At 74.9% G+C, this 19,610-nt stretch carries 15 protein-coding genes; 13 read left to right on the top strand and 2 right to left on the bottom strand.

The features are described from left to right. Window positions 1–218 precede the first annotated feature (218 nt). Together ACYVGT_RS26920 and ACYVGT_RS26915 are read right to left on the bottom strand one after the other, a co-directional pair. Entirely contained in the window at window positions 219–1,412 is a 1,194-nt protein-coding gene (locus tag ACYVGT_RS26920) for a DUF58 domain-containing protein (protein ID WP_460863361.1), read from the bottom strand. 127 nt (window positions 1,413–1,539) lie between these two features. Further along, a complete protein-coding gene (locus ACYVGT_RS26915; protein WP_460863358.1) occupies window positions 1,540–2,529 on the bottom strand; it encodes an AAA family ATPase in 990 nt (329 codons plus the stop codon). Window positions 2,530–2,959: 430 nt separating this feature from the next. Between ACYVGT_RS26915 and mraZ the strand changes: the two genes are divergently transcribed. The 13 genes from mraZ to ftsZ form a co-directional block, all read left to right on the top strand. Then, a complete protein-coding gene (gene mraZ, locus ACYVGT_RS26910) occupies window positions 2,960–3,391 on the top strand; it encodes a division/cell wall cluster transcriptional repressor MraZ (RefSeq protein ID WP_460863365.1) in 432 nt (143 codons plus the stop codon). Between the two features lie 219 nt (window positions 3,392–3,610). Continuing rightward, on the top strand, window positions 3,611–4,591 hold the full coding sequence (rsmH, locus tag ACYVGT_RS26905; RefSeq protein WP_460863355.1) for a 16S rRNA (cytosine(1402)-N(4))-methyltransferase RsmH: 981 nt from the start codon (window positions 3,611–3,613) through the stop codon (window positions 4,589–4,591). Window positions 4,592–4,625: 34 nt separating this feature from the next. Further along, complete coding sequence (locus ACYVGT_RS26900) at window positions 4,626–5,036, top strand: hypothetical protein (RefSeq protein WP_460863351.1); 411 nt, start codon at window positions 4,626–4,628, stop codon at window positions 5,034–5,036. Beyond that, a complete protein-coding gene (locus ACYVGT_RS26895; protein ID WP_460863349.1) occupies window positions 5,033–6,922 on the top strand; it encodes a peptidoglycan D,D-transpeptidase FtsI family protein in 1,890 nt (629 codons plus the stop codon). The genes ACYVGT_RS26900 and ACYVGT_RS26895 overlap by 4 nt, the downstream gene beginning before the upstream one ends. A gap of 103 nt (window positions 6,923–7,025) precedes the next feature. After that, a complete protein-coding gene (locus ACYVGT_RS26890) occupies window positions 7,026–8,669 on the top strand; it encodes a UDP-N-acetylmuramoyl-L-alanyl-D-glutamate--2,6-diaminopimelate ligase (RefSeq protein WP_460863363.1) in 1,644 nt (547 codons plus the stop codon). Between the two features lie 303 nt (window positions 8,670–8,972). Continuing rightward, window positions 8,973–10,415, top strand: coding sequence for a UDP-N-acetylmuramoyl-tripeptide--D-alanyl-D-alanine ligase (locus ACYVGT_RS26885; protein ID WP_460863347.1), 1,443 nt, complete (start codon window positions 8,973–8,975; stop codon window positions 10,413–10,415). A 50-nt stretch (window positions 10,416–10,465) separates the two neighbouring features. Further along, window positions 10,466–11,470, top strand: a complete 1,005-nt coding sequence (gene mraY, locus ACYVGT_RS26880) for a phospho-N-acetylmuramoyl-pentapeptide-transferase (RefSeq protein ID WP_460863362.1) — start codon at window positions 10,466–10,468, stop codon at window positions 11,468–11,470. A gap of 107 nt (window positions 11,471–11,577) precedes the next feature. Then, the gene (gene murD, locus ACYVGT_RS26875) at window positions 11,578–13,014 is read left to right on the top strand and encodes a UDP-N-acetylmuramoyl-L-alanine--D-glutamate ligase (protein ID WP_460863346.1); all 1,437 of its coding nucleotides are present in this window, start codon (window positions 11,578–11,580) and stop codon (window positions 13,012–13,014) included. Between the two features lie 341 nt (window positions 13,015–13,355). Next, entirely contained in the window at window positions 13,356–14,738 is a 1,383-nt protein-coding gene (gene ftsW / locus ACYVGT_RS26870) for a putative lipid II flippase FtsW (RefSeq protein WP_460863343.1), read from the top strand. Continuing rightward, a complete protein-coding gene (gene murG / locus ACYVGT_RS26865; RefSeq protein WP_460863340.1) occupies window positions 14,735–15,910 on the top strand; it encodes an undecaprenyldiphospho-muramoylpentapeptide beta-N-acetylglucosaminyltransferase in 1,176 nt (391 codons plus the stop codon). The genes ftsW and murG overlap by 4 nt, the downstream gene beginning before the upstream one ends. Further along, window positions 15,907–17,400 carry a UDP-N-acetylmuramate--L-alanine ligase gene (gene murC, locus ACYVGT_RS26860; protein WP_460863337.1) on the top strand — a complete coding sequence of 498 codons (1,494 nt, stop codon included), beginning with the start codon at window positions 15,907–15,909 and terminating at the stop codon, window positions 17,398–17,400. The genes murG and murC overlap by 4 nt, the downstream gene beginning before the upstream one ends. A 37-nt stretch (window positions 17,401–17,437) precedes the next feature. Beyond that, complete coding sequence (locus ACYVGT_RS26855; RefSeq protein ID WP_460863335.1) at window positions 17,438–18,166, top strand: cell division protein FtsQ/DivIB; 729 nt, start codon at window positions 17,438–17,440, stop codon at window positions 18,164–18,166. A gap of 399 nt (window positions 18,167–18,565) precedes the next feature. Next, window positions 18,566–19,610 (top strand): cell division protein FtsZ (gene ftsZ, locus ACYVGT_RS26850; protein ID WP_460863333.1); only part of this gene is annotated, 1,045 nt, incomplete at its 3' end.

Below are 19,610 nucleotides of genomic sequence, written 5' to 3'. Positions count from 1 at the left end.
GGCGCCCGCCGCTGAGCGCCGAGCGGTTCACCGCCGGGGACGCGCGTGCGGGTCCGCCGTCCGGCACGGGGAACGGCCCGGCAGGAGGCCGCGGAGCGCTGCCCAGGGTGCCGCGGAGCCCCGGCGGGGCGCGCCGCCGCCGGTGCCCGCACGTGTGCGGGGCCGCTGGCGCAGCGCGGGCCGTCCGGCGGACGCGGGTGCGGATGCGGTGCGGGGGGTCATCGGACACCCCCGGGGACGCCCGTGCCGGCGGTCTGCCACGCGGACGGCAGGGCGTCCAGCGACGGTACGGCGGCGGTCCGCCAGCCGGTGGCGGACAGCGCGGCTGCGGATGCGTCCTGCGCTGTCCCGGCGGTGCAGAGGAAGGCGGTCCGGAGTCCGCCGGAGACGCGCTCCAAGGACGCCAGGTCGGCGGCGCTGAGGGCGCCCAGTACGGCGATCGCGGGGGCGCCGCTGCGGGCCGCCTCATCCAGCAGGGCGGCGCCCGGCGCGAGCGATGTCCGCCCCGAGGAGGCGGCCGTCGCCAGCGCCTCCACCGCGCCCCACGGCCCGGGGCCGGCCGGCTCCAGCTCGCCCTCGCCGGTGAACAGGCGGACGCGGCGGCCCTGGGACGAGGCCAGGTGCAGCGCGATCGACGCCGCGGCGGCCACCGCTGCCTCCAGTGTGGAGTGCGGACCGGAGCCGCGGTGCGCCGCGGTGCGCAGGTCGAGCAGCACGGCGGTCGTGCCGTCCCGCCGCGCCTCGGAGCGCCGCACCATCAGCCGGCCGTGCCGGGCGGTACTCCGCCAGTGCACCTTCCGCAGCTCGTCGCCGGACTGGTAGGGCCGCGGTACCGGGTCGTCCTCGCCGGAGGCGGCCGGATCCCGGTCCGGCAGCGCCCCTGCGGCGGCCGTGCCGCCCTGCGCGCCCGGACCGGACAGCGCGACCACGCGGGGCGTGACCAGCAGTACCGTCGAATGCCCCGCGGCGCGGGTGGGCCGCGAGCAGCCCAGCGGGTCGGCGGCGGTGACCAGCGCCGGCCCCAGCGGGTAGGCGCCGCGCTCCGTCGGGCGCACCCGGTAGGCGAGGTCGCGCGAAGCGCCGGCCCCCAGCAGCCCCACCGCGAACCGCGGCGGCGGGCCGAGTGCGGCCGGCACGGTGTCCTCCACCACCAGCCCGCCGGCCGGGAGGATGCCGCGCGGCTTGGCGACCCGCAGCCCCACCGCGGCCTCCGCCCCGACCGGGAGGCGGAGCGGATGCACCCGGCGCTGCACGGTCAGCCCGCGCAGGGCGCCCGCAAGGGTGAGCGCGCTGAGCAGCCGGGCACCGATCAGCAGCGCCCCCAGGCCGACCAGGTCGCGCTCGCCGACGACGGCGCCGCCGATCAGCACGGCGACGCCGGCGCAGAGCAGGCCGACACCGCGCGGGGTCACTGCGCGCAGCGGACTCACCTCTTCTCGGGCGGCCCCGCCGGGCGCGGTGCCGCACGGCCGGGCGGGGATCCGGCGGTCCGGGCGCCGGGCCGGGGGTCGGGGGACGGGGAGGAGACGCGCGGGCCGCTCAGCGCGGCGCCGGCACCGGCAGCCGCGCCACCAGGTCGGCGACGATGCGGTCGGTGCCGTGCTGCTCCATCCGGGCTTCGGGCGAGGGCACCAGGCGGTGCGCGAGCACCGGCACCGCCAGTGCCTGCAGGTCGTCGGGGATCACATAGTTGCGCCCCTCCAGGGCAGCGTAGGCGCGCGCGGCGCGCACCAGGTGCAGCGTCGCACGCGGGGAGGCCCCCAGGCGGAGGGCGGGAGCGGTGCGGGTGGCCGCGACCAGGTCGACCGCGTACCGCCGCACCCCCGGAGCGACGTGCACCGAGCGGACGTGTTCGGCCATGGCGCGGACGTCGGAGACGCCCGCCGCCGGCGCGATCCGCTCCAGCGGGGAGGCGGCGCTGTGCAGGTCGATCATGTCCAGCTCGGCCTGCGGCGAGGGATAGCCCACCGAGATGCGCGCCATGAACCGGTCCCGCTGGGCCTCGGGCAGGGGGTAGGTGCCCTCCATGTCGCCCGGGTTCTGGGTCGCCACCACCATGAACGGCCGCTCCAGCGGCCGCGCCGAGCCGTCCACGCTGACCTGCATCTCCTCCATGCACTCCAGCAGCGCCGACTGCGTCTTCGGCGAGGCCCGGTTGATCTCGTCGCCGAGCACGACGTTGGCGAACACCGGGCCGGGGACGAACTCGAAGGCGCCGCTCTCCTGCCGGTAGACGGTCACTCCGGTGATGTCGCCCGGCAGCAGGTCCGGGGTGAACTGGATGCGCTGCACGGCGCCGCCCACCGCGCGGCCCAGGGCCTTCGCGATGAGGGTCTTGCCCACGCCGGGGACGTCCTCGATGAGCAGGTGGCCCTCTGCGAGGAGCACGGTGAGGACCATCCGCACCGCCTCGGGCTTGCCCTCGACCACCGATTCGATCGCCCGGCCGATGCCGTGCGCCTGCTTGAGCACCGGGTCCCCGGGCGCACGCCCGGAGCCCGGGCCGCTGAACTGCGTGCCGAGCGCCACCTGGTCCCCTTCCCCGCTTGCGCGGCAACCGGAGCACTGCGCCGCCGCACCTCTCTCCCGCGCACTCCCGCGCAACTGAGGCTAGGGAACGAGGTTAGACCCGGGCAAGGCGCCTGTGCACCCGTGCCCCGGGCACACGCCCGCGCCCCGGCCAGCGGGAGCGGACCGAGCAGGGCAGGTGGCCCCCGGCCCTTCCCGGCGCCCGGCGGGCACCGCTGGCCGCAGGCGGCCGCGGACCGGGGCACCGGAGCGGCCCGCCCCGGCGGCCCGCCACCCCCTCCCCGCCGCTCTACAGGCTCTGACCTGGCCGTTTCTTGCGCCGGCCCGGCGCGGCGGCGGGTTCGCACTGTTGACCGTGGGGAAGAGTGGAGTACAGTGGAGCGGCGTGGAGGAGGAGGTCGCTCCTGTCATGGGCGGGGAGGTGGGGCCGGTGTTCCTCGGTACTCACACGCCGCGCCTGGACGACAAGGGCCGGCTCTTCCTGCCGGCGAAGTACCGCGACGACCTGTCCGGGGGGCTGGTGATCACGAAGGGCCAGGAGCGCTGCCTCTACGTCTTCCCCCGGGAGGAGTTCCGGCGCGTCACCGAGGGCCTTCGCAGCGCCCCCGTCACCGCCAAGGCGGTGCGCGACTACAGCCGCATCCTGTTCGCCGGCGCCTCGGACGAGGTTCCCGACAAGCAGGGCCGCATCACGCTCCCGCCCGCCCTGCGCGCCTACGCGGGGCTCGAGCGCGAGTGCGTGGTCGTCGGGGCAGACACCCGGCTGGAGATCTGGGACGCCGGCGCCTGGTCCGCCTACGAGGCCGCACAGGAGCAGGTGTTCGCCGACCTCTCGGAGGAGGTGTTGCCGGGAGTGCTCTGAGGGGCCGCCCGGCGGCCCCGGCGCAGTCCGGGGCGCGGTCGCGGCACCGCAGCGGCCCGCCGCAGCGCGGCGGCCGGGAGGGGCACGGGCCTTCAGGCGCGGACACGGCAGCTGGCGCATCTTCCCCGGTGCCAGAGCCCTGCGCCTGAAGGCGCCCCGCCGGGCACCGACGCCCGGAACGGGGCGGGGGAGGGGAGACGACGAGGGGGAACCGTGCTCATGGAGGACACCGGAGCGGACGGCGCAGCGGGGGCTGCGCCCAAGCACGTTCCGGTCATGCTCGACCGGATCGTCGAGCTCCTCGCGCCCGCACTGCGCGAGGAGGGGGCCGTCTGCGTGGACGGCACCCTCGGGCTGGGCGGCCACGCCGAGGCGCTGCTGAGGCTGCTGCCCGGGCTGCGCCTGGTCGGCGTCGACCGCGACGCCACGGCGCTGCGCCGCAGCCGCGAGCGGCTGGCGCCGTTCGCCGGCCGGGTCGACTTCGTGCACGCCGCCGACGACGCGATCGACACCGAGCTGGACCGGCTGGGCATCGGCGAGGTGCAGGGCGTCCTCTTCGACCTCGGCGTCTCCTCGCCGCAGCTGGATGAGGCCGACCGCGGCTTCGCCTACTCCTACGACGCGCCGCTCGACATGCGCATGGACCGGGACCAGCCCACCACGGCCGCCGACGTCGTCAACGGCTACTCCGCGGGCGACCTCGCCCGCGTGCTGCGGGTCTACGGCGAGGAGCGGTTCGCGCCGCGCATCGCCCAGGCGCTGGTGCGCGAGCGCGCCGGCGGCCGGATCGACTCCACCCGCCGCCTCGCCGAACTGGTCCGCGACGCCATCCCCGCGGCCACCCGGCGTACCGGAGGCCACCCCGCGAAGCGCACGTTCCAGGCGCTGCGCATCGAGGTCAACGCCGAACTGGGCATCCTCGAGCGCACGCTGCCCGCCGCGATCGGCCGGCTCAGCGTGGGCGGCCGGATCGCCGTGCTCTCCTACCACTCCCTCGAGGACCGCATCACCAAGAAGGCGCTGGCCGCGCTGGCCACCGACCGCACACCCCCGGGGCTCCCCGTCCCCCTCCCGGGAAGCGAGCCGGAGATCCGGCTGCTCACCCGCGGCGCCGAGGCGCCGCCGGACGACGAGACCGAACGCAACCCGAGGGCCGCCTCCGCGCGTCTGAGAGCCGCGGAGCGCACGCGGCGCCCCTGAGGCGCCGCTCGGTGAGGGAGAGGGAGGCAACGACATGACCACGACGAAACCGGCCGCTCCCCGGACCCGGCCGGCGCGCCCGCGTCCGGCGCCGCCGCGCTCCCGGGCGCGCACCGCTGCGCCGCGCAGTGCGCCCCGGCCGGCGCAGCCGCGCGCACCGCGGATGCCGTTCGTGCTGCTGGTCCTGGGGCTGCTCGCCGGCGCCCTGGTCAGCCTGCTGGCACTGCGCACGGTGCTGCTGGAGGACTCCTTCCAGATCTCCCAGCTGCAGAGCGAGAGCACCGAGCTCGGGCACACCGAGGAGCAGCTGCGCGAAGAGGTCGTCCAGCTGGAGTCCTCCGAGCGCATCGCCCGCGAGGCCGAGCAGCTGGGCATGGAGCCCGGTACCGCGCCGCGCTTCCTGCACACCGAGGACGGCCACGTCAGCGGTGACGGGGCCGAATGAGCGGGAGAGGATCCGAACGGCCCCGCGGCCGACCTCGGCCGGTGAGCGGGCGCGCGCCGCGGGGCGGCCGGCCGCGCCGCCCTGCCCCGCCGCCGCGCCGGCCCGCGGGCGGGGCTCCCGCCGCGCCGCCGGCGCAGCCGCTGCTGCGCCGGCGCTTCCGCCGGGTCGACTCCCAGCGCCGGCTCAAGATCTCGGTCACGATCATGTCGATCCTGATGGCGCTGTTCTGCGTCCGACTGGTCTACATCCAGGGCATCAACGCGGCCACCTACGCCGAAGAGGCCGCCGACCTGCGGATGGCCACCATCGACGTGCCCACCACGCGCGGCGCCATCACCGACACCGCCGGCCGCGACTTCGCCATGTCGGTGGAGGTGCGCACCGTCTTCGTCGACCCGGCCGAGATCGATCCGGAGGAGAGCGAAGAGGTCGTGGCCGAGCTCGCCGCCCGCTTCGAACTGGACCCCAAGAAGGTCCGGGAGAAGGTGGAGGCCGCGCCGTCCCGCTACGAGGTGGTGCAGCGCGGCGTCAGCCCCGAGGACTGGGACGACCTGGAAGAGCTCGGCCTGCAGGGCGTCGGTGCGGAGAAGGACTACCGGCGGGTCTATCCCGAGGAGACCGGCGCCGCAGACCTCGTCGGCTTCACCGGGGCCGACGGCGCCGGACTGGAGGGCCTGGAGGCCGTGCTCGACGACACGCTCGCCGGCCGGCCCGGCAAGCAGCAGGTCGAGACCGGCGCCAACGGCGAGCAGATCCCGATGGCCGGCGGCTATTCGCGTGAGCCGGTGCCCGGTGAGGACATCCGCCTCACCCTCGACGCCGACGTGCAGTGGTACGCGCAGAAGGCCCTCGCCGAGCGCGCCGAGGAGCTCGGCGCCCAGGGCGGCAGCATCATCGCGATGCGGCCGACCGGAGAGATCGTCGCGATGGCCGACTACCCCACCTACGACCCGACCGATATCGAGAACACCACCGGGGAGCAGCGCCGCAACGGCGCCGTCGCCGAGGTGTTCGAGCCGGGCAGCACCAACAAGGTCATCACCGCCGCCGGAGCACTGGAGGAGGGCGTCACCACGCCGGAGACGGTCTACACGGTGCCCTACTCGATGGAGGTCCAGGACCGCACGTTCAAGGACGCCCACGTGCACGACACCGAGCGGATGACGCTCAACGGGATCATGGCCCAGTCCAGCAACGTCGGCACGATCAAGGTCGGCGAGCAGCTGGGCGCGCAGAACCTGTACGACTACCTGTCCTCCTTCGGGTTCGGCAAGGCCAGCGGGCTCGACCTGCCCGCGGAGGAGTCCGGGGTGCTGCACCACCCGGACGACTGGTGGGGCACCCAGCTGGCGTCGGTCTCCTTCGGCCAGGGGCTGTCGGTCACCGCCATCCAGATGGCCAGCGTCTACGCCACCGTGGCCAACGGCGGCGTCCGCGCCGAGCCCACCCTGATCGAGGGCACGGTCGACGGCGAGGGCGAGTTCGAGCCCAGCGAGCGGCCGGACGGCACCCGCGTGGTCTCCGAGCAGACCGCGAAGGACGTCTCGGTCATGCTGGAGGCCGTCACCGGCGAGGAGGGCACCGCCCAGGAGGCCCAGATCGACGGATACCGGGTGGCCGGCAAGACCGGCACCGCCAACCGCGTCGACCCCGAGACCGGCGGCTACGAGGGCGGCGGCTACACCTCCACCTTCGTCGGCTTCGCGCCCGCCGACGCCCCGGAGCTCGTGGTCCAGGTCGTCCTGCACAACCCGCAGAAGGACTACTACGGCGGCGCCGCGGCCGGTCCGCTGTTCACCGATGTCATGTCGTTCGGCATGAAGACCCTCAAGGTGCCGCCGACAGAGTCCGACCCGCCCAACATCCGGCTGTTCGAAGACGACTGAGGGATGCCTCCGGTGCGGGGGCTGCCACCCCGCCCGGAGGCACGGAGGCGTGTCTGCACCGCGCGGTCTGCACAGCCGATAACCTCACGACGTGCCACCCGTAATGCGACCCGAACACAAGCAGCTCCGCCCGCTGGCCGAGCTGGCCCGGTTCCTCGGCCCCGAGGCCCTCGTCACATGCGTCGACGACGGGCCGGACGCGGCCGCCGACCCCGGTGCGACCGTCATCACCGGGGTCACCCACGACTCCCGGGCCGTGCGCCCAGGCGACCTGTACGCCGCCCTGCCGGGCGCGCGCGTGCACGGCGCGGACTTCGCCGCGCAAGCCGCAGATTCCGGCGCCGCCGCGATCCTCACCGATCCGTCGGGCTACGACCGCGCCGCCGCCACCCGGCTGCCGGTCATCACGCTCTCCGACCCGCGGGCGCGGCTGGGCGAGGTCGCCGCCTGGGCCTACGGCCACCCGGCCGACCGGCTCATGCTCATCGGCACCACCGGCACCGCCGGCAAGACCACGGTCACCTACCTCGCCGAGGCCGGGCTGCGCGCCGCCGGCGAGCGGACCGGGCTGATCGGCACGGTGGAGATGCGGGTCGACGGCGAGCGCGTCGACTCCGCGCTGACCACGCCCGAATCCACCGACCTGCACGGCCTGTTCGCCGCGATGGCTGAGCAGGGCGTCACCTCGGCGGCCATGGAGGTCTCCAGCCACGCGCTGGCGATGGGCCGCGTCGGCGGCACCACCTACGACGTCGCGGTGTTCACCAACCTCTCCCAGGACCACCTGGACTTCCACAGCGACCTGCGCGAGTACTTCGAGACCAAGGCGCAGCTGTTCACCCCGGAGTTCGCCAAGGTCGCCGTGGTCAACCGGGACGACCGGTTCGGTCGCGCGCTGGTGGAGATGGTGGAGGCCCGGGGCGAGGTGCCGGTCGCCACCTACAGCGCCGACGGCGACCCCGAGGCCGAGTGGCGCGCCGCCGACGTGAAGCTCGGCCCCACCGGCAGCACCTTCCGGGTGGTGGGCCCGGGCGGCGTCGAGGTGCCCGCTTCGGTCGGCCTGCCCGGACCGTTCAACGTCGCCAATGCGCTGGCCGCGATCGTCGCCCTCGTGGAGGCCGGCGTGTCGCTGCCGGACGCAGCCGAGGGCGTCGCCGGCGCGCCCGGCGTGCCCGGCCGGATGGAGCACGTCGAAGAGGGGCAGGACTTCACCGCCCTCGTCGACTACTCGCACAAGCCGGGCGCCATCGAAGCGGTGCTCTCCTCGGTGCGCGAGGTCGCCGCCGGCCGGGTGGCCATCGTCGTCGGCTGCGGCGGCGACCGCGACCGCGGCAAGCGCCCGCTGATGGGCGAGGCGGCCGCGCGCCTCGCCGACTCCGTCGTCCTCACCGACGACAACCCGCGCTCGGAGGACCCCGTCGCGATCCTCGGCGCGATGCTGGAGGGCGTCGGCCAGGTGCCGCGGGAGAAGCGCGCCCGGGTCACCGTGGAGCCGGACCGCGCCGAGGCGATCGCGCTGGCGGTGCGCCGCGCCGGCCCCGGCGACGTCGTGGTGGTCGCCGGCAAGGGCCACGAGCGCGGCCAGTACGTCCTCGGCGAAGTGCTGCCCTTCGACGACCGCGAGGTCCTCGTGCAGGCGCTGCGCGAGCGCGCCGGCGCCCGGCAGGAGGACGGCGGCGCAGCGCCGCCCGGACCGGCTGACGGCGGTGTTTCCGCGCCGTCCGGGCCACCCGGGCAGCGCGGATGACCTGGGCTCCGGGACCAGTGCCGCGGCGCGCCGCGGCCGCCCGGCCCGGCGGGCGCTCCCGGGCGCCCCGACATGATCTAAGGTAGGTCCGGCAATCGCTGCCCGGCCCCGTGGCGCGCCGCAACCGCCTCGCGTTCGACGAGCCCGGCGCACAACCCCGTACCGGGCGCCGCGGCGTGCGCCAGCGCCCCCCGCGCTACCCGGCACCCGCTCCGGTGGCGCACGCGGGAGCTCCCGCACACCGTCCCGAGAGCGGTGCGTGGTGCGCACCACGGAGGACCGGGCCCGACATGAGGAGTGGATTTGATCGCGCTGACGCTCGATCGGATCGCTGAGATCACCCGAACACGGCCCAATGCCGCCGTACCTCCCGACCGCGTCGTCGACGGCCCGGTCGTCGTCGACTCGCGGCAGGTCGGTCCCGGATCCCTGTTCGTCGCCCTCGGCGGCGAGCGGGCCGACGGCCATGACTTCGCCGGCGCCGCGGTCGCCGCGGGCGCCTCCGCGGTCCTGGGCTCGCGCCCGGTGGAGGCTCCCGCGCTGCTGGCCGACGGCGGCGACGACGAGGTCGTGGCCGCCCTGGGGCGGCTCGCGCGTGCGGCGGCCGAGCAGATCTCGGCCGCCGGCGCCGACATCGTGGGGATCACCGGCTCGTCCGGCAAGACCACCACCAAGGACCTGCTCGCCCAGGTCCTCGACCGGCTCGGACCCACGGTCGCGCCCGTCGGCTCGCTCAACAACGAGATCGGCCACCCGCTGACCGTGCTCCGCGCCGACGAGCGCACCCGCTTCGTGGTGCTGGAAGTCGCAGCCCGCGGGATCGGCCACATCGCGCACCTGTGCTCGATCGCCCCGCCGCGGATCGGTGTCGTCCTCAACGTCGGCAGCGCCCACGTCGGCGAGTTCGGCGGCAAGGAGGCCATCGCCCGCGCCAAGGGCGAGCTGGTCGAGGCGCTGCCCGCCGCCGCAGCCGGCGGTGTCGCGGTGCTCAACGCCGACGACCCCAACGTCGCTCCGATGGCCGCGCGCACCGCCGCCCGGGTGGTCACCGTCGGAACCGGGCCGGATGCCGACGTCCGCGCCCTCGACGTGCGCCTGGACTCCGCCGGGCGTGCCGCGTTCACGCTCGCCGCCGGCGGCCGCACGGCGCCGGTGCGGCTCGCCGTGATCGGCGCCCACCAGGTGCACAACGCGCTCGCCGCCGCCGCAGTCGCCGCCGAGTTCGGCATGGACGCCGAGGGCATCGCCGCCGCGCTCGCCGAAGCCGGTCCGGTCAGCCGCTGGCGGATGGAGGTCACCGAGCGCGCCGACGGCGTCACCGTGGTCAACGACGCCTACAACGCCAACCCGGAGTCGACGGCCGCGGCACTGGAGACGCTCGCCGCGATCGGCGCCGGCGGACGCCGCATCGCGGTGCTGGGACACATGGCCGAGCTCGGTGACGGCTCCCGCGCCGCCCACGAGGGCATCGGCAAGGCCGCCGCCGAAAGCGGCGTCGACCTGCTGGTCTCCGTCGGCGAGCAGGCCGCCGGCATCGCCGACGGCGCGGCGGGCGTGCCCGGCTGGGCCGGTGAGGCGGTGCGCGCCGACGGTACCGACGCGGCGCTGGACGCCCTCACCGAGCGGCTGCGCCCGAAGGACACCGTGCTGGTGAAGGGATCGCGGGTGGCCGGGCTGGAGCGGGTCGCGGCAGCGCTGGCCGCGGAGGCGGACGCAGAGCACTCGCAGCAGGGGGAGCCCCAGTGAGCAATATCCTCATCGCGGCGGGGATCTCCCTCCTCGTATCGCTGCTGATCATGCCGTGGCTGATCCGGATCCTGTACCGGTTCAAGTTCGGCCAGGAGATCCGCGACGACGGCCCCGAGGGCCACAAGACCAAGCAGGGCACGCCCACCATGGGCGGCATCGTCATCATCCTCGGCGCGGTGCTGGGCTACTTCGGCTCGCATCTGGCGATGATGACCCCGCCCACCGTGTCCGGCCTGCTGGTGATGTTCCTGTTCGTCGGCATGGGCTGCGTCGGCTTCCTCGACGACTTCATCAAGATCTACAAGCGCCGCAGCCTGGGCCTGCGCTCCGGCGCGAAGATGCTCGGCCAGACGGTCATCGGCGTCGGCTTCGCGGTCGGCGTCACGATGTTCCCCAACGGCTACGGCTACACCCCGGCCTCGCCGCAGCTGTCCTTCCTGCGCGACTTCGGGCCGCCGCTGATGCTCGGCGTCTTCGTGATCTGGGCGCTCTTCCTCATCGTCGGCTTCTCCAACGCCGTCAACCTCACCGACGGCCTGGACGGGCTCGCCACCGGCGCCACCATCCTGACGCTGGTCGCCTACGTCATCATCGGCAACTGGCAGCTCCGGCAGAGCTGCTCGGAGGCGCTGCTGTCGCCCAACTGCTATCCGGTGCGCGACCCGCTCGACCTGGCAGTGGTGGCCGCGGCGGCGCTCGGCGGCTGCATCGGCTTCCTCTGGTACAACGCTCCGCCGGCCAAGATCTTCATGGGCGACACCGGGTCGCTGGCGCTGGGCGGCCTCGTCGTGGGCCTGGCCATCACCACCCGCACCCAGCTGCTGCTGCTCATCATCGGCGGCCTGTTCGTGCTCATCACCGCCTCGGTGATGCTGCAGGTCAGCTCGTTCCGGCTGACCGGGAAGCGGATCTTCCGGATGGCGCCGCTCCAGCACCACTTCGAACTCAAGGGCTGGGCCGAGACGACCATCGTGATCCGGTTCTGGATCATCCAAGGACTGCTGGTCGGCATCGGCATCGGCCTGTTCTACCTGGAGTGGGTGCCGCGGTGACCCCGGCCGGAGCCGGCGCGCCCGGCTCCGGCGACCGCCCGCGCAGCGCACCCGGTGCGCCGGCCGGGCAGACACGGCCGGAACGAAGAAGGCAGAGGGCAGGACGCATGGCAGAGGACACCGGCATCCCGGCGGGGCGCACCGGCCCGGCCGTCCCCGCGGGCGCGCATGTCGCCGTCGCCGGGATCGGGGTCTCCGGGCCGCCCGTGGTGCGGGCGCTCCTCGCCCGCGGCATGCGGGTCACGGTGGTCAACAGCACCGATGACGAGCCGGCCCGCGCCGCGGCCGGGGAGCTGCGCGCCCTCGGCGCCGACGTGGTGCTCGGCTCCGACGCCGTGCCCGAGGGCGCCGCGCTCGTGGTGACCTCTCCCGGCTGGCGGCCGGACGCGCCGCTGCTCGCCGCAGCGGCCGGCGCCGGCATCGGCGTCATCGGCGACGTCGAACTGGCCTGGCGGATCAAGCCGGCCCACCAGGAGTGGCTCGCCGTCACCGGCACCAACGGCAAGACCACCACCGTGCGCATGCTGGAGGCGATGCTGCGCGCCGGCGGCCGCAGCGCACTGGCCGTCGGCAACGTCGGCACGCCGGTCGTCGAAGCGGTCCAGCCCGGCCCGGGCGGAGCGGTTCCCGACGTCCTCGCCGTGGAACTCTCCAGCTTCCAGCTGCACTGGTCGGAGTCGCTCGCGCCGCGCGCCGCCGCCGTCCTCAACGTGGCGCCGGACCACCTCGACTGGCACGGCGGCTTCGACGCCTACGCGGCCGCCAAGGGGCGCATCTTCGGCCCCGGGACGGTGCGCATCGCCGCCGCCGGCGACGAGACCGCCCGCCGGCTCGCCGAGGACGGCGACCCGGCCGCGCCGCTGGTGCTGTTCGGCCTCGACACCCCCCGGCCCGGCGGCGTCGGCGTGGTGGAGGACCTGCTGGTCGACCGCGCGTTCACCGGCGATCCGGTATCCACCGCCGAAGAGCTCGCGGCGGTCTCCGACGTCCACCCGCCTGCGCCGCACCAGGTCGCCAACGCGCTGGCCGCGGCGGCACTGGCGCGGTCCGCCGGCGCCGCGCCGGAGGCGGTGCGCGCCGGGCTGGCGGCGTTCGCACCCGAGCCGCACCGCATCGCCCGGGTGGCCGAAGTGGCCGGCGTCGCCTACGTCGACGACTCCAAGGCGACCAACGCGCACGCCGCCGCGGCCTCTCTGGCCGCGTTCGACCCGGTCGTGTGGATCGCCGGCGGCCTGCTCAAGGGCGCCGACGTGGACGGCCTGGTGCGCGCCGCAGCGCCGCGGCTGCGCGGCGCCGTGCTGCTCGGCCGGGACCGGGACCGGCTGCGGGAGGCGCTCGCCGAGCACGCGCCCGGCATCGAGGTGGCCGACATCGCCGAGACCGGAGACGGCGCGATGGCGCAGGTCGTGGCCGAGGCGGCCCGGATCGCCGAGGAGGGCGACACGGTCCTGCTCGCCCCTGCCGCGGCGTCGATGGACATGTTCCTCAACTACAACGTCCGCGGCGACGCCTTCGCCGCTGCCGTCCGCGCCCTCGCCGGCTGACCCGGCGCCGCAGCACCGCACCGACCCACCGCACCGCCCTCCGGCCCGGCCGGAGGGCGGTCTGCTGTGCCGCGTGCCGGAGGGCTTTCCGCGTACTGCGCCGCGCGGCGCGCCGGCGCAGCGCACGGGGCCCCGGCCGGACGGGGCCGGATGCGGCCGCCGGCCGGGGCCTTTGGGCGGGCCGCGAGCGGGGATTCGGGTGTGTCCGTGCGCGGTGACCTGCGCACCGGGTGGCGTAGAACACGCACGGGGCGACACGCGGAGAATGTCCCGGCGCTGGCCCGCAGCCACCGCCAGACTTGGTCGACGCTTGAAGAAGTGTGTCGCGGCGGAGGTGGCGAATGGCGGTAGTGCCCCAGAAGCGGGCGCCCAAGAAGGCCGGGCGGGCCCGGGGGCGCGCTCCCGGGCCGGAGCGGGCCGCGGGGGCGGCCGGGTCGCGCGGCGGCGGCGCAGTGCAGTGGCTGCGTTCCCTGCCCGGAGCCCTGAACCGGCCGCTGACCTCCTACTACCTGATCCTCAGCTGCTGCGCGCTGCTGATCGCGTTCGGCCTGACGATGGTGCTGTCCTCGTCGATGGTGGACTCCTACACCGAGACCGGGTCGGCCTACAGCCTCTTCCAGAAGCAGGTGCTGGCCGCCGCGATCGGCCTGCCGCTGATGGTCCTGGCCTCGCACCTGCCGCTGTCGGTGGTGCGCGCCGTGGGCTATCCGGCCATGCTCGTCTCGGTGGCGCTGCTGGTCCTCACCGTCTTCCAGGGCGAGGAGTACAACTCCGGCGCGGTCCGCTGGCTGGAGATCGGCGGCGTGACGCTGCAGGCGTCCGAGCCGGCGAAGCTCGCGTTCGCGCTGTGGGGCGCGGCGGTACTGGCCCGCAAGGACGAGCTGCGCCAGCTCAAGGAGTGGCGCCAGCTCCTGTTCCCGCTCATGCCGGGCTGCGGCGCCCTGGTGCTGCTGGTGCTGCTCGGCACCGACCTGGGCACCACCTTCGTCCTGCTCGCGATCTTCCTGGCGCTGCTGTGGGTGGTCGGCGCCCCCGGGCGGCTGTTCATCGCGATGATCGGCCTGGTGGCCATGCTGGTCGGCATCATGATCGCGGTGGAGCCGTTCCGGATCGCGCGCGTCACCTCCTTCCTCACCCCGGAGGCCGACCCGACCGGCCAGGGGTTCCAGGTGCTGCACGGCCTCTACGCCCTGGGCACCGGCGGCGTGTTCGGGGTCGGCATCGGCGGCAGCCGGGAGAAGTGGGGCTTCCTGCCGCACCCGGAGAGCGACTTCATCTTCGCGATCATCGGCGAGGAGTTCGGACTCGTCGGCACCCTGGTCGTCGTCGGCCTGTTCGGCGTCCTCGGATACGCTGGGCTCCGTGTCGCGTCCCGGGCCACCACACCCTTCGCGCGGCTCGCGGCAACGTCGATCACCGCCTGGCTCGTGCTGCAGGCGATGGTCAACATCGGCACCGTGATCGGTGTGCTCCCCGTCACCGGAATCCCGCTCCCGATGGTGTCGGCGGGCGGATCGTCGCTGATCCCGACCCTGCTGGGTATCGGGGTACTGCTGTCGCTGGCCCGCGCCGAGCCCGAGGCGCGCCGCGCACTGGCCGCCCGGGAGCCCGGACGCGTGCAGAGGGGCCTGGCGAAAGCTCTAAGCTGGCTGGGCCTGGACGCCGCGGACACTCCGCGGCGCGGCACACCACAGGTCCAAGCGAGGAGGAATCGGCGACGATGAGGGTAGCCCTCGCCGGAGGCGGCACGGCCGGGCATATCGAGCCCGCACTCTCCCTGGCGGACGCGCTGCGGCGCCTCGACCCGGAGACGGAGATCGTCTGCCTCGGCACGGAGAAGGGTCTGGAGACCCGGCTCGTTCCGCTGCGCGGCTATGAGCTCGGCCTGATCCCGGCCGTCCCGCTGCCGCGCAAGATCACCCCGCGCCTGCTCGGCGTGCCCGGCAAGCTCGCCAGCGCCATCAGCGCTGCCGGGGACCGGCTGGACGAGATCGGCGCCGAGGTGCTGGTCGGCTTCGGCGGCTACGTGGCCACCCCCGGCTACATCGCCGCGCGCCGCCGCCGCATCCCCATCGTCGTGCACGAGGCCAACCCGCTGCCCGGGCTGGCCAACCGCATCGGCGCCCGCCTCACCCCGCACGTCTTCACCGGCCACCCGCACACCGAGATCCGCAACGGGCGCTTCATCGGCATCCCGCTGCGCGAGCAGATCTCCCGGCTGGACCGGCTCGCGCAGGGCGACAAGGCCCGCGCGCACTTCGGCCTCCGCTCCGACCTGCCGACGCTGCTGATCTTCGGCGGGTCGCAGGGCGCGCAGGCGGTCAACGAGGCCGCGTTCGCCGCGCAGCCGGCGTTCACCCGGGCCGGCGTGCAGGTGCTGCACGTGGTCGGCCCGCGCAACGCCGAGCAGCCGGAGGACCGCACCCGCGACGGGGTGCCCTACGTCGCCGTCCCCTACGTCGACCGGATGGACATCGCCTACGCCGCGGCCGACATCGCGATGTGCCGCTCCGGCGCGATGACCTGCGCCGAGCTCACCGCGGTCGGGCTGCCCGGCTGCTTCGTGCCGCTGCCGATCGGCAACGGCGAGCAGCGCCTCAACGCCGAGCCGATCGTGCAGGCCGGCGGCGGCCTGATGGTGAACAACGCCGACCTCACCGCGGACTGGATCACCCGGCACCTCATCCCGGTGCTCACCGACACCGACCGGGTGGTCGCCATGTCGGAGGTCGCCGCGTCGATGGGCCGCCGGGACGCCGACGAGGAACTCGCCCGCGAGGTCGCCGCGATCGTGCGCGGCGAGCGCGCCGCGAACCCCGGTGCGGCACCCGAGGACTTCGACCCCGACACCGACCTTGCCGGCGGCTACGCCGACGACGGGAAGGACTACCGATGAGCCTCGTCGCACCGGCCGAGCCGGTCTCGGTCGAGGAACTCGGCCGCGTCCACTTCGTCGGGGCCGGCGGCGTCGGGATGAGCGGCATCGCCCGGCTGTTCCTGCAGCGCGGGGTGGCGGTCTCCGGCAGCGACGCCAAGGACGGGCCGCTGCTGCGCGGCCTGGAGGAGCTCGGTGCGCAGGTGCACGTCGGCCACGACGCCGCCAACGTGGGCGGCGCCGACACCGTGGTCGCCACTTCCGCCGCCCGGGAGGACAACCCGGAGCTGGTGGAGGCCCGCCGCCGCGGCCTGCGCGTGCTGCCGCGCGCCGCAGCGCTGGGCGCTCTGCTCACCGGCCGTACCGGAGTCGCCGTCGCCGGCACGCACGGCAAGACCACGACCACGTCGCTGCTGACTGCGGTGCTCCAGCACCTCGGTGCCGACCCCGGCTACGTCATCGGCGGCACGCTCACCACCACCGGGCTGGGCGCCGACGCCGGTTCCGGCGAGGTGCTGGTGGTCGAGGCCGACGAGAGCGACGGGTCGTTCCTGATGCTCGCGCCGGAGGTCGCCGTCGTCACCAACGTCGAGGCCGACCACCTCGACAACTACGGCGACCTGGACGCCATCCACGGCAACTTCGCCGCCTTCGCCGAGCGGATCGGCCGCACCGCCGTGATCGGCGCCGACGACCCCGGTGCACTCCGGTTCGCCGAGGCGGCCCGGGCGCACGGACTGCAGGTCACCACCTACGGCACCGGGCCCGGCGCCGACTTCCGCGTCTCCGGCATCGAGGCCGACGGCTTCAGCACCCGCTTCACCCTCACCCCGCCGGACGGCGAGCCGCTGGAATGCGCCATCGCCGTGCCCGGCAGGCACAACGTGCTCAACGCGGCCGCGGCGGTCGCCGCCGCCGACGCCCTCGGCCACGACGCCGAGGTCGCCGTCGGCGGGCTCGCGCACTTCACCGGTACCGCCCGCCGGTTCGAGCTGAAGGGTGTGGCCGGCGGCATCGCCGTCTACGACAGCTACGCCCACCACCCGACCGAGATCGCCGCCGACCTGGACGCGGCCCGCGCGGCCCTGGACTCCCAGGGCCCGGCGGACGGGTCCGGCGCCGTGCCGAACCGGGTCGTGGCGGTGTTCCAGCCGCACTTGTACAGTCGCACGCGGATCTTCGCCAAGGAGTTCGGCGCGGCGCTCGGCAAGGCCGATGAGGGGATCGTGATGGAGATCTACGGCGCCCGCGAGGACCCCGAGCCCGGGGTCACCGCGGGGCTGATCACCGACGCGGTCGAGCACGGCCGGGTGCAGCGCGCTGCTTCCGCGGCCGGCGCCGTCGCGGCTGCAGCGGAGACCGCCCGGCCGGGCGACATCGTGCTCACCATGGGCGCCGGCGACGTGACCGAGCTCGGGCCGCAGATCATCGCCGCGCTCGGCGGTGCGGAGCCGTCCGCGGACGCGGCCGGCGCCGCAGCGGCCGGAACGGGGCCGGGCACGGCGGGCTAGCCCGGAGCGGGGGACCAACGGGGGAGGGGCAGGCGCCGTGGCGGTTGCCGATGCCGAACAGGAGGCGCCGCGCAGCGAGCGGCGCCGGTCCGATCCGTGGAAGGCCGCGTTCGTGGTGCTGCTCGTCGGGGCACTGCTCGCACTCGCCGCCTACCTGCTGCTCGGCTCGCGGCTGCTGGTGGTCCGCAGCGTCGAGGTCTCCGGCCTCGACCGGATCGACCGCGCCGCGGTCGTCGAGGCCGCGTCGGTGCGCACCGGCACCCCGCTGGCCCGAGTGGACACCGACGCGGCCGCCGACCGCGTCTCCCGCCTCCAGCTGGCCGAGTCGGTGCAGGTGGAGCGGGCATGGCCGGCCACGCTGCACATCGCGGTGACCGAGCGCGAACCGCTGCTCGCGGTCGGCGCCGGGGACGGCTACCGGCTGGTGGACGCCGACGGCGTCCGCATCGACGACACCGACACCGTGCCGAAGAACCGCCCGCTGGCGGCCGTCACCGGCGCGGTCGAAGGCAATCCGCAGATCGCGGCGGCCGCTGCAGTCGCCGAGGAGCTGTCCGGTGCTCTCCCGGTGCGCGCCGAGCGCATCGACGCGCGCGACACCTCGGCGATCCGCATCGACCTGGCCGGCGGATCGCAGGTGCAGTGGGGCGACACCGAGCAGGGCGCCCGCAAGGCGCGCGTCCTGGAGGTGCTGCTGAAGGAGCACCCGCCGGAGCCGGACCGCGTCTACACCGTGTCGGCGCCCGATATGGCGGTGGTCGATTGAACGGGGCGCGCACCCGCCGGATCAGGGCCCTCGCGCCGAGGCGGCGGCGCGACGCGCCGGGGCGGCGCATCGCGTCCGGGGACGACACGCCGTTAGGCTGAGCTCCTGGTTGGTTGCCCGCCGGTCGGCCTCGGCTTACTGTCGGGAAGCGAACCTCGGTTGACATAAGTAGGGATTCGATCCGATCGGGGCGTCCCCGGGGTGCCGCACAGGGCACCGCGGCGAGCAGCGCCCCACGGTGGGGCCGGGCGCAGGCCCGCCAGACACACCCACCGAGAAAGACTGTAGAACCGGACAGCCGGGCGGCCCGACCGCCGCGGGGGAGCGGCACAGGCCATCGCTGCAATCCCCGGGGCAGGTCGGAATGCGCGGCGCATGCGAGCGGAAAGGCCCCTCGTCGTGGCAGCACCGCAGAATTACCTCGCGGTCATCAAGGTCGTCGGCATCGGCGGCGGCGGCGTCAACGCCGTCAATCGGATGATCGAAGAGGGACTCAAGGGCGTCGAGTTCATCGCCATCAACACCGACGCTCAGGCGCTGCTGATGAGTGATGCCGACGTCAAGCTCGACGTGGGCCGCGAACTCACCCGCGGACTGGGCGCCGGCGCCGACCCCGACGTGGGGCGCAAGGCCGCCGAGGACCACCGCGAGGAGATCGAGGAGGTCCTCAAGGGCGCCGACATGGTCTTCGTGACCGCCGGCGAGGGCGGCGGCACCGGCACCGGGGGCGCGCCCGTGGTGGCCGACATCGCCCGTTCCCTCGGCGCGCTGACGATCGGGGTGGTCACCCGCCCGTTCGGCTTCGAGGGCAAGCGCCGCGCCACCCAGGCGGAGTCGGGCATCGCGATGCTCCGCGACGAGGTGGACACCCTCATCGTCATCCCGAACGACCGGCTGCTCTCCATCTCCGACCGGCAGGTCAGCGTCCTGGACGCGTTCAAGGCCGCCGACCAGGTGCTGCTCTCGGGTGTGCAGGGGATCACCGACCTCATCACCACGCCCGGCCTGATCAACCTCGACTTCGCCGACGTCAAGTCGGTGATGCAGGGTGCGGGATCGGCGCTGATGGGGATCGGCTCGGCCCGCGGCGACGACCGGGCGGTCGCCGCCGCGGAGATGGCGATCTCCTCGCCGCTGCTGGAAGCCAGCATCGACGGCGCGCACGGGGTGCTGCTCTCCATCCAGGGCGGCTCCGACCTGGGCCTGTTCGAGATCAACGAGGCGGCCCAGCTCGTCGCGAACTCCGCGGCGCCCGAGGCCAACATCATCTTCGGCGCGGTCATCGACGACGCCCTCGGCGACGAGGTGCGGGTGACGGTGATCGCGGCCGGGTTCGACGAGCCGCGGTCCGAGGCGCCCGCACCGCTGCGGCGCGCCGAGCCGGCGGCCCGCGCCGACGCTCCGCCTGCGGCCGCAGCAGCACCCGCGGCACAGGAGCCGGCCC

It is taken from the genome of Nocardiopsis coralliicola, assembly GCF_054779695.1.
Note: the sequence above shows the minus strand (reverse complement) of the source record. Positions and strands in the feature narration are given on the sequence as shown.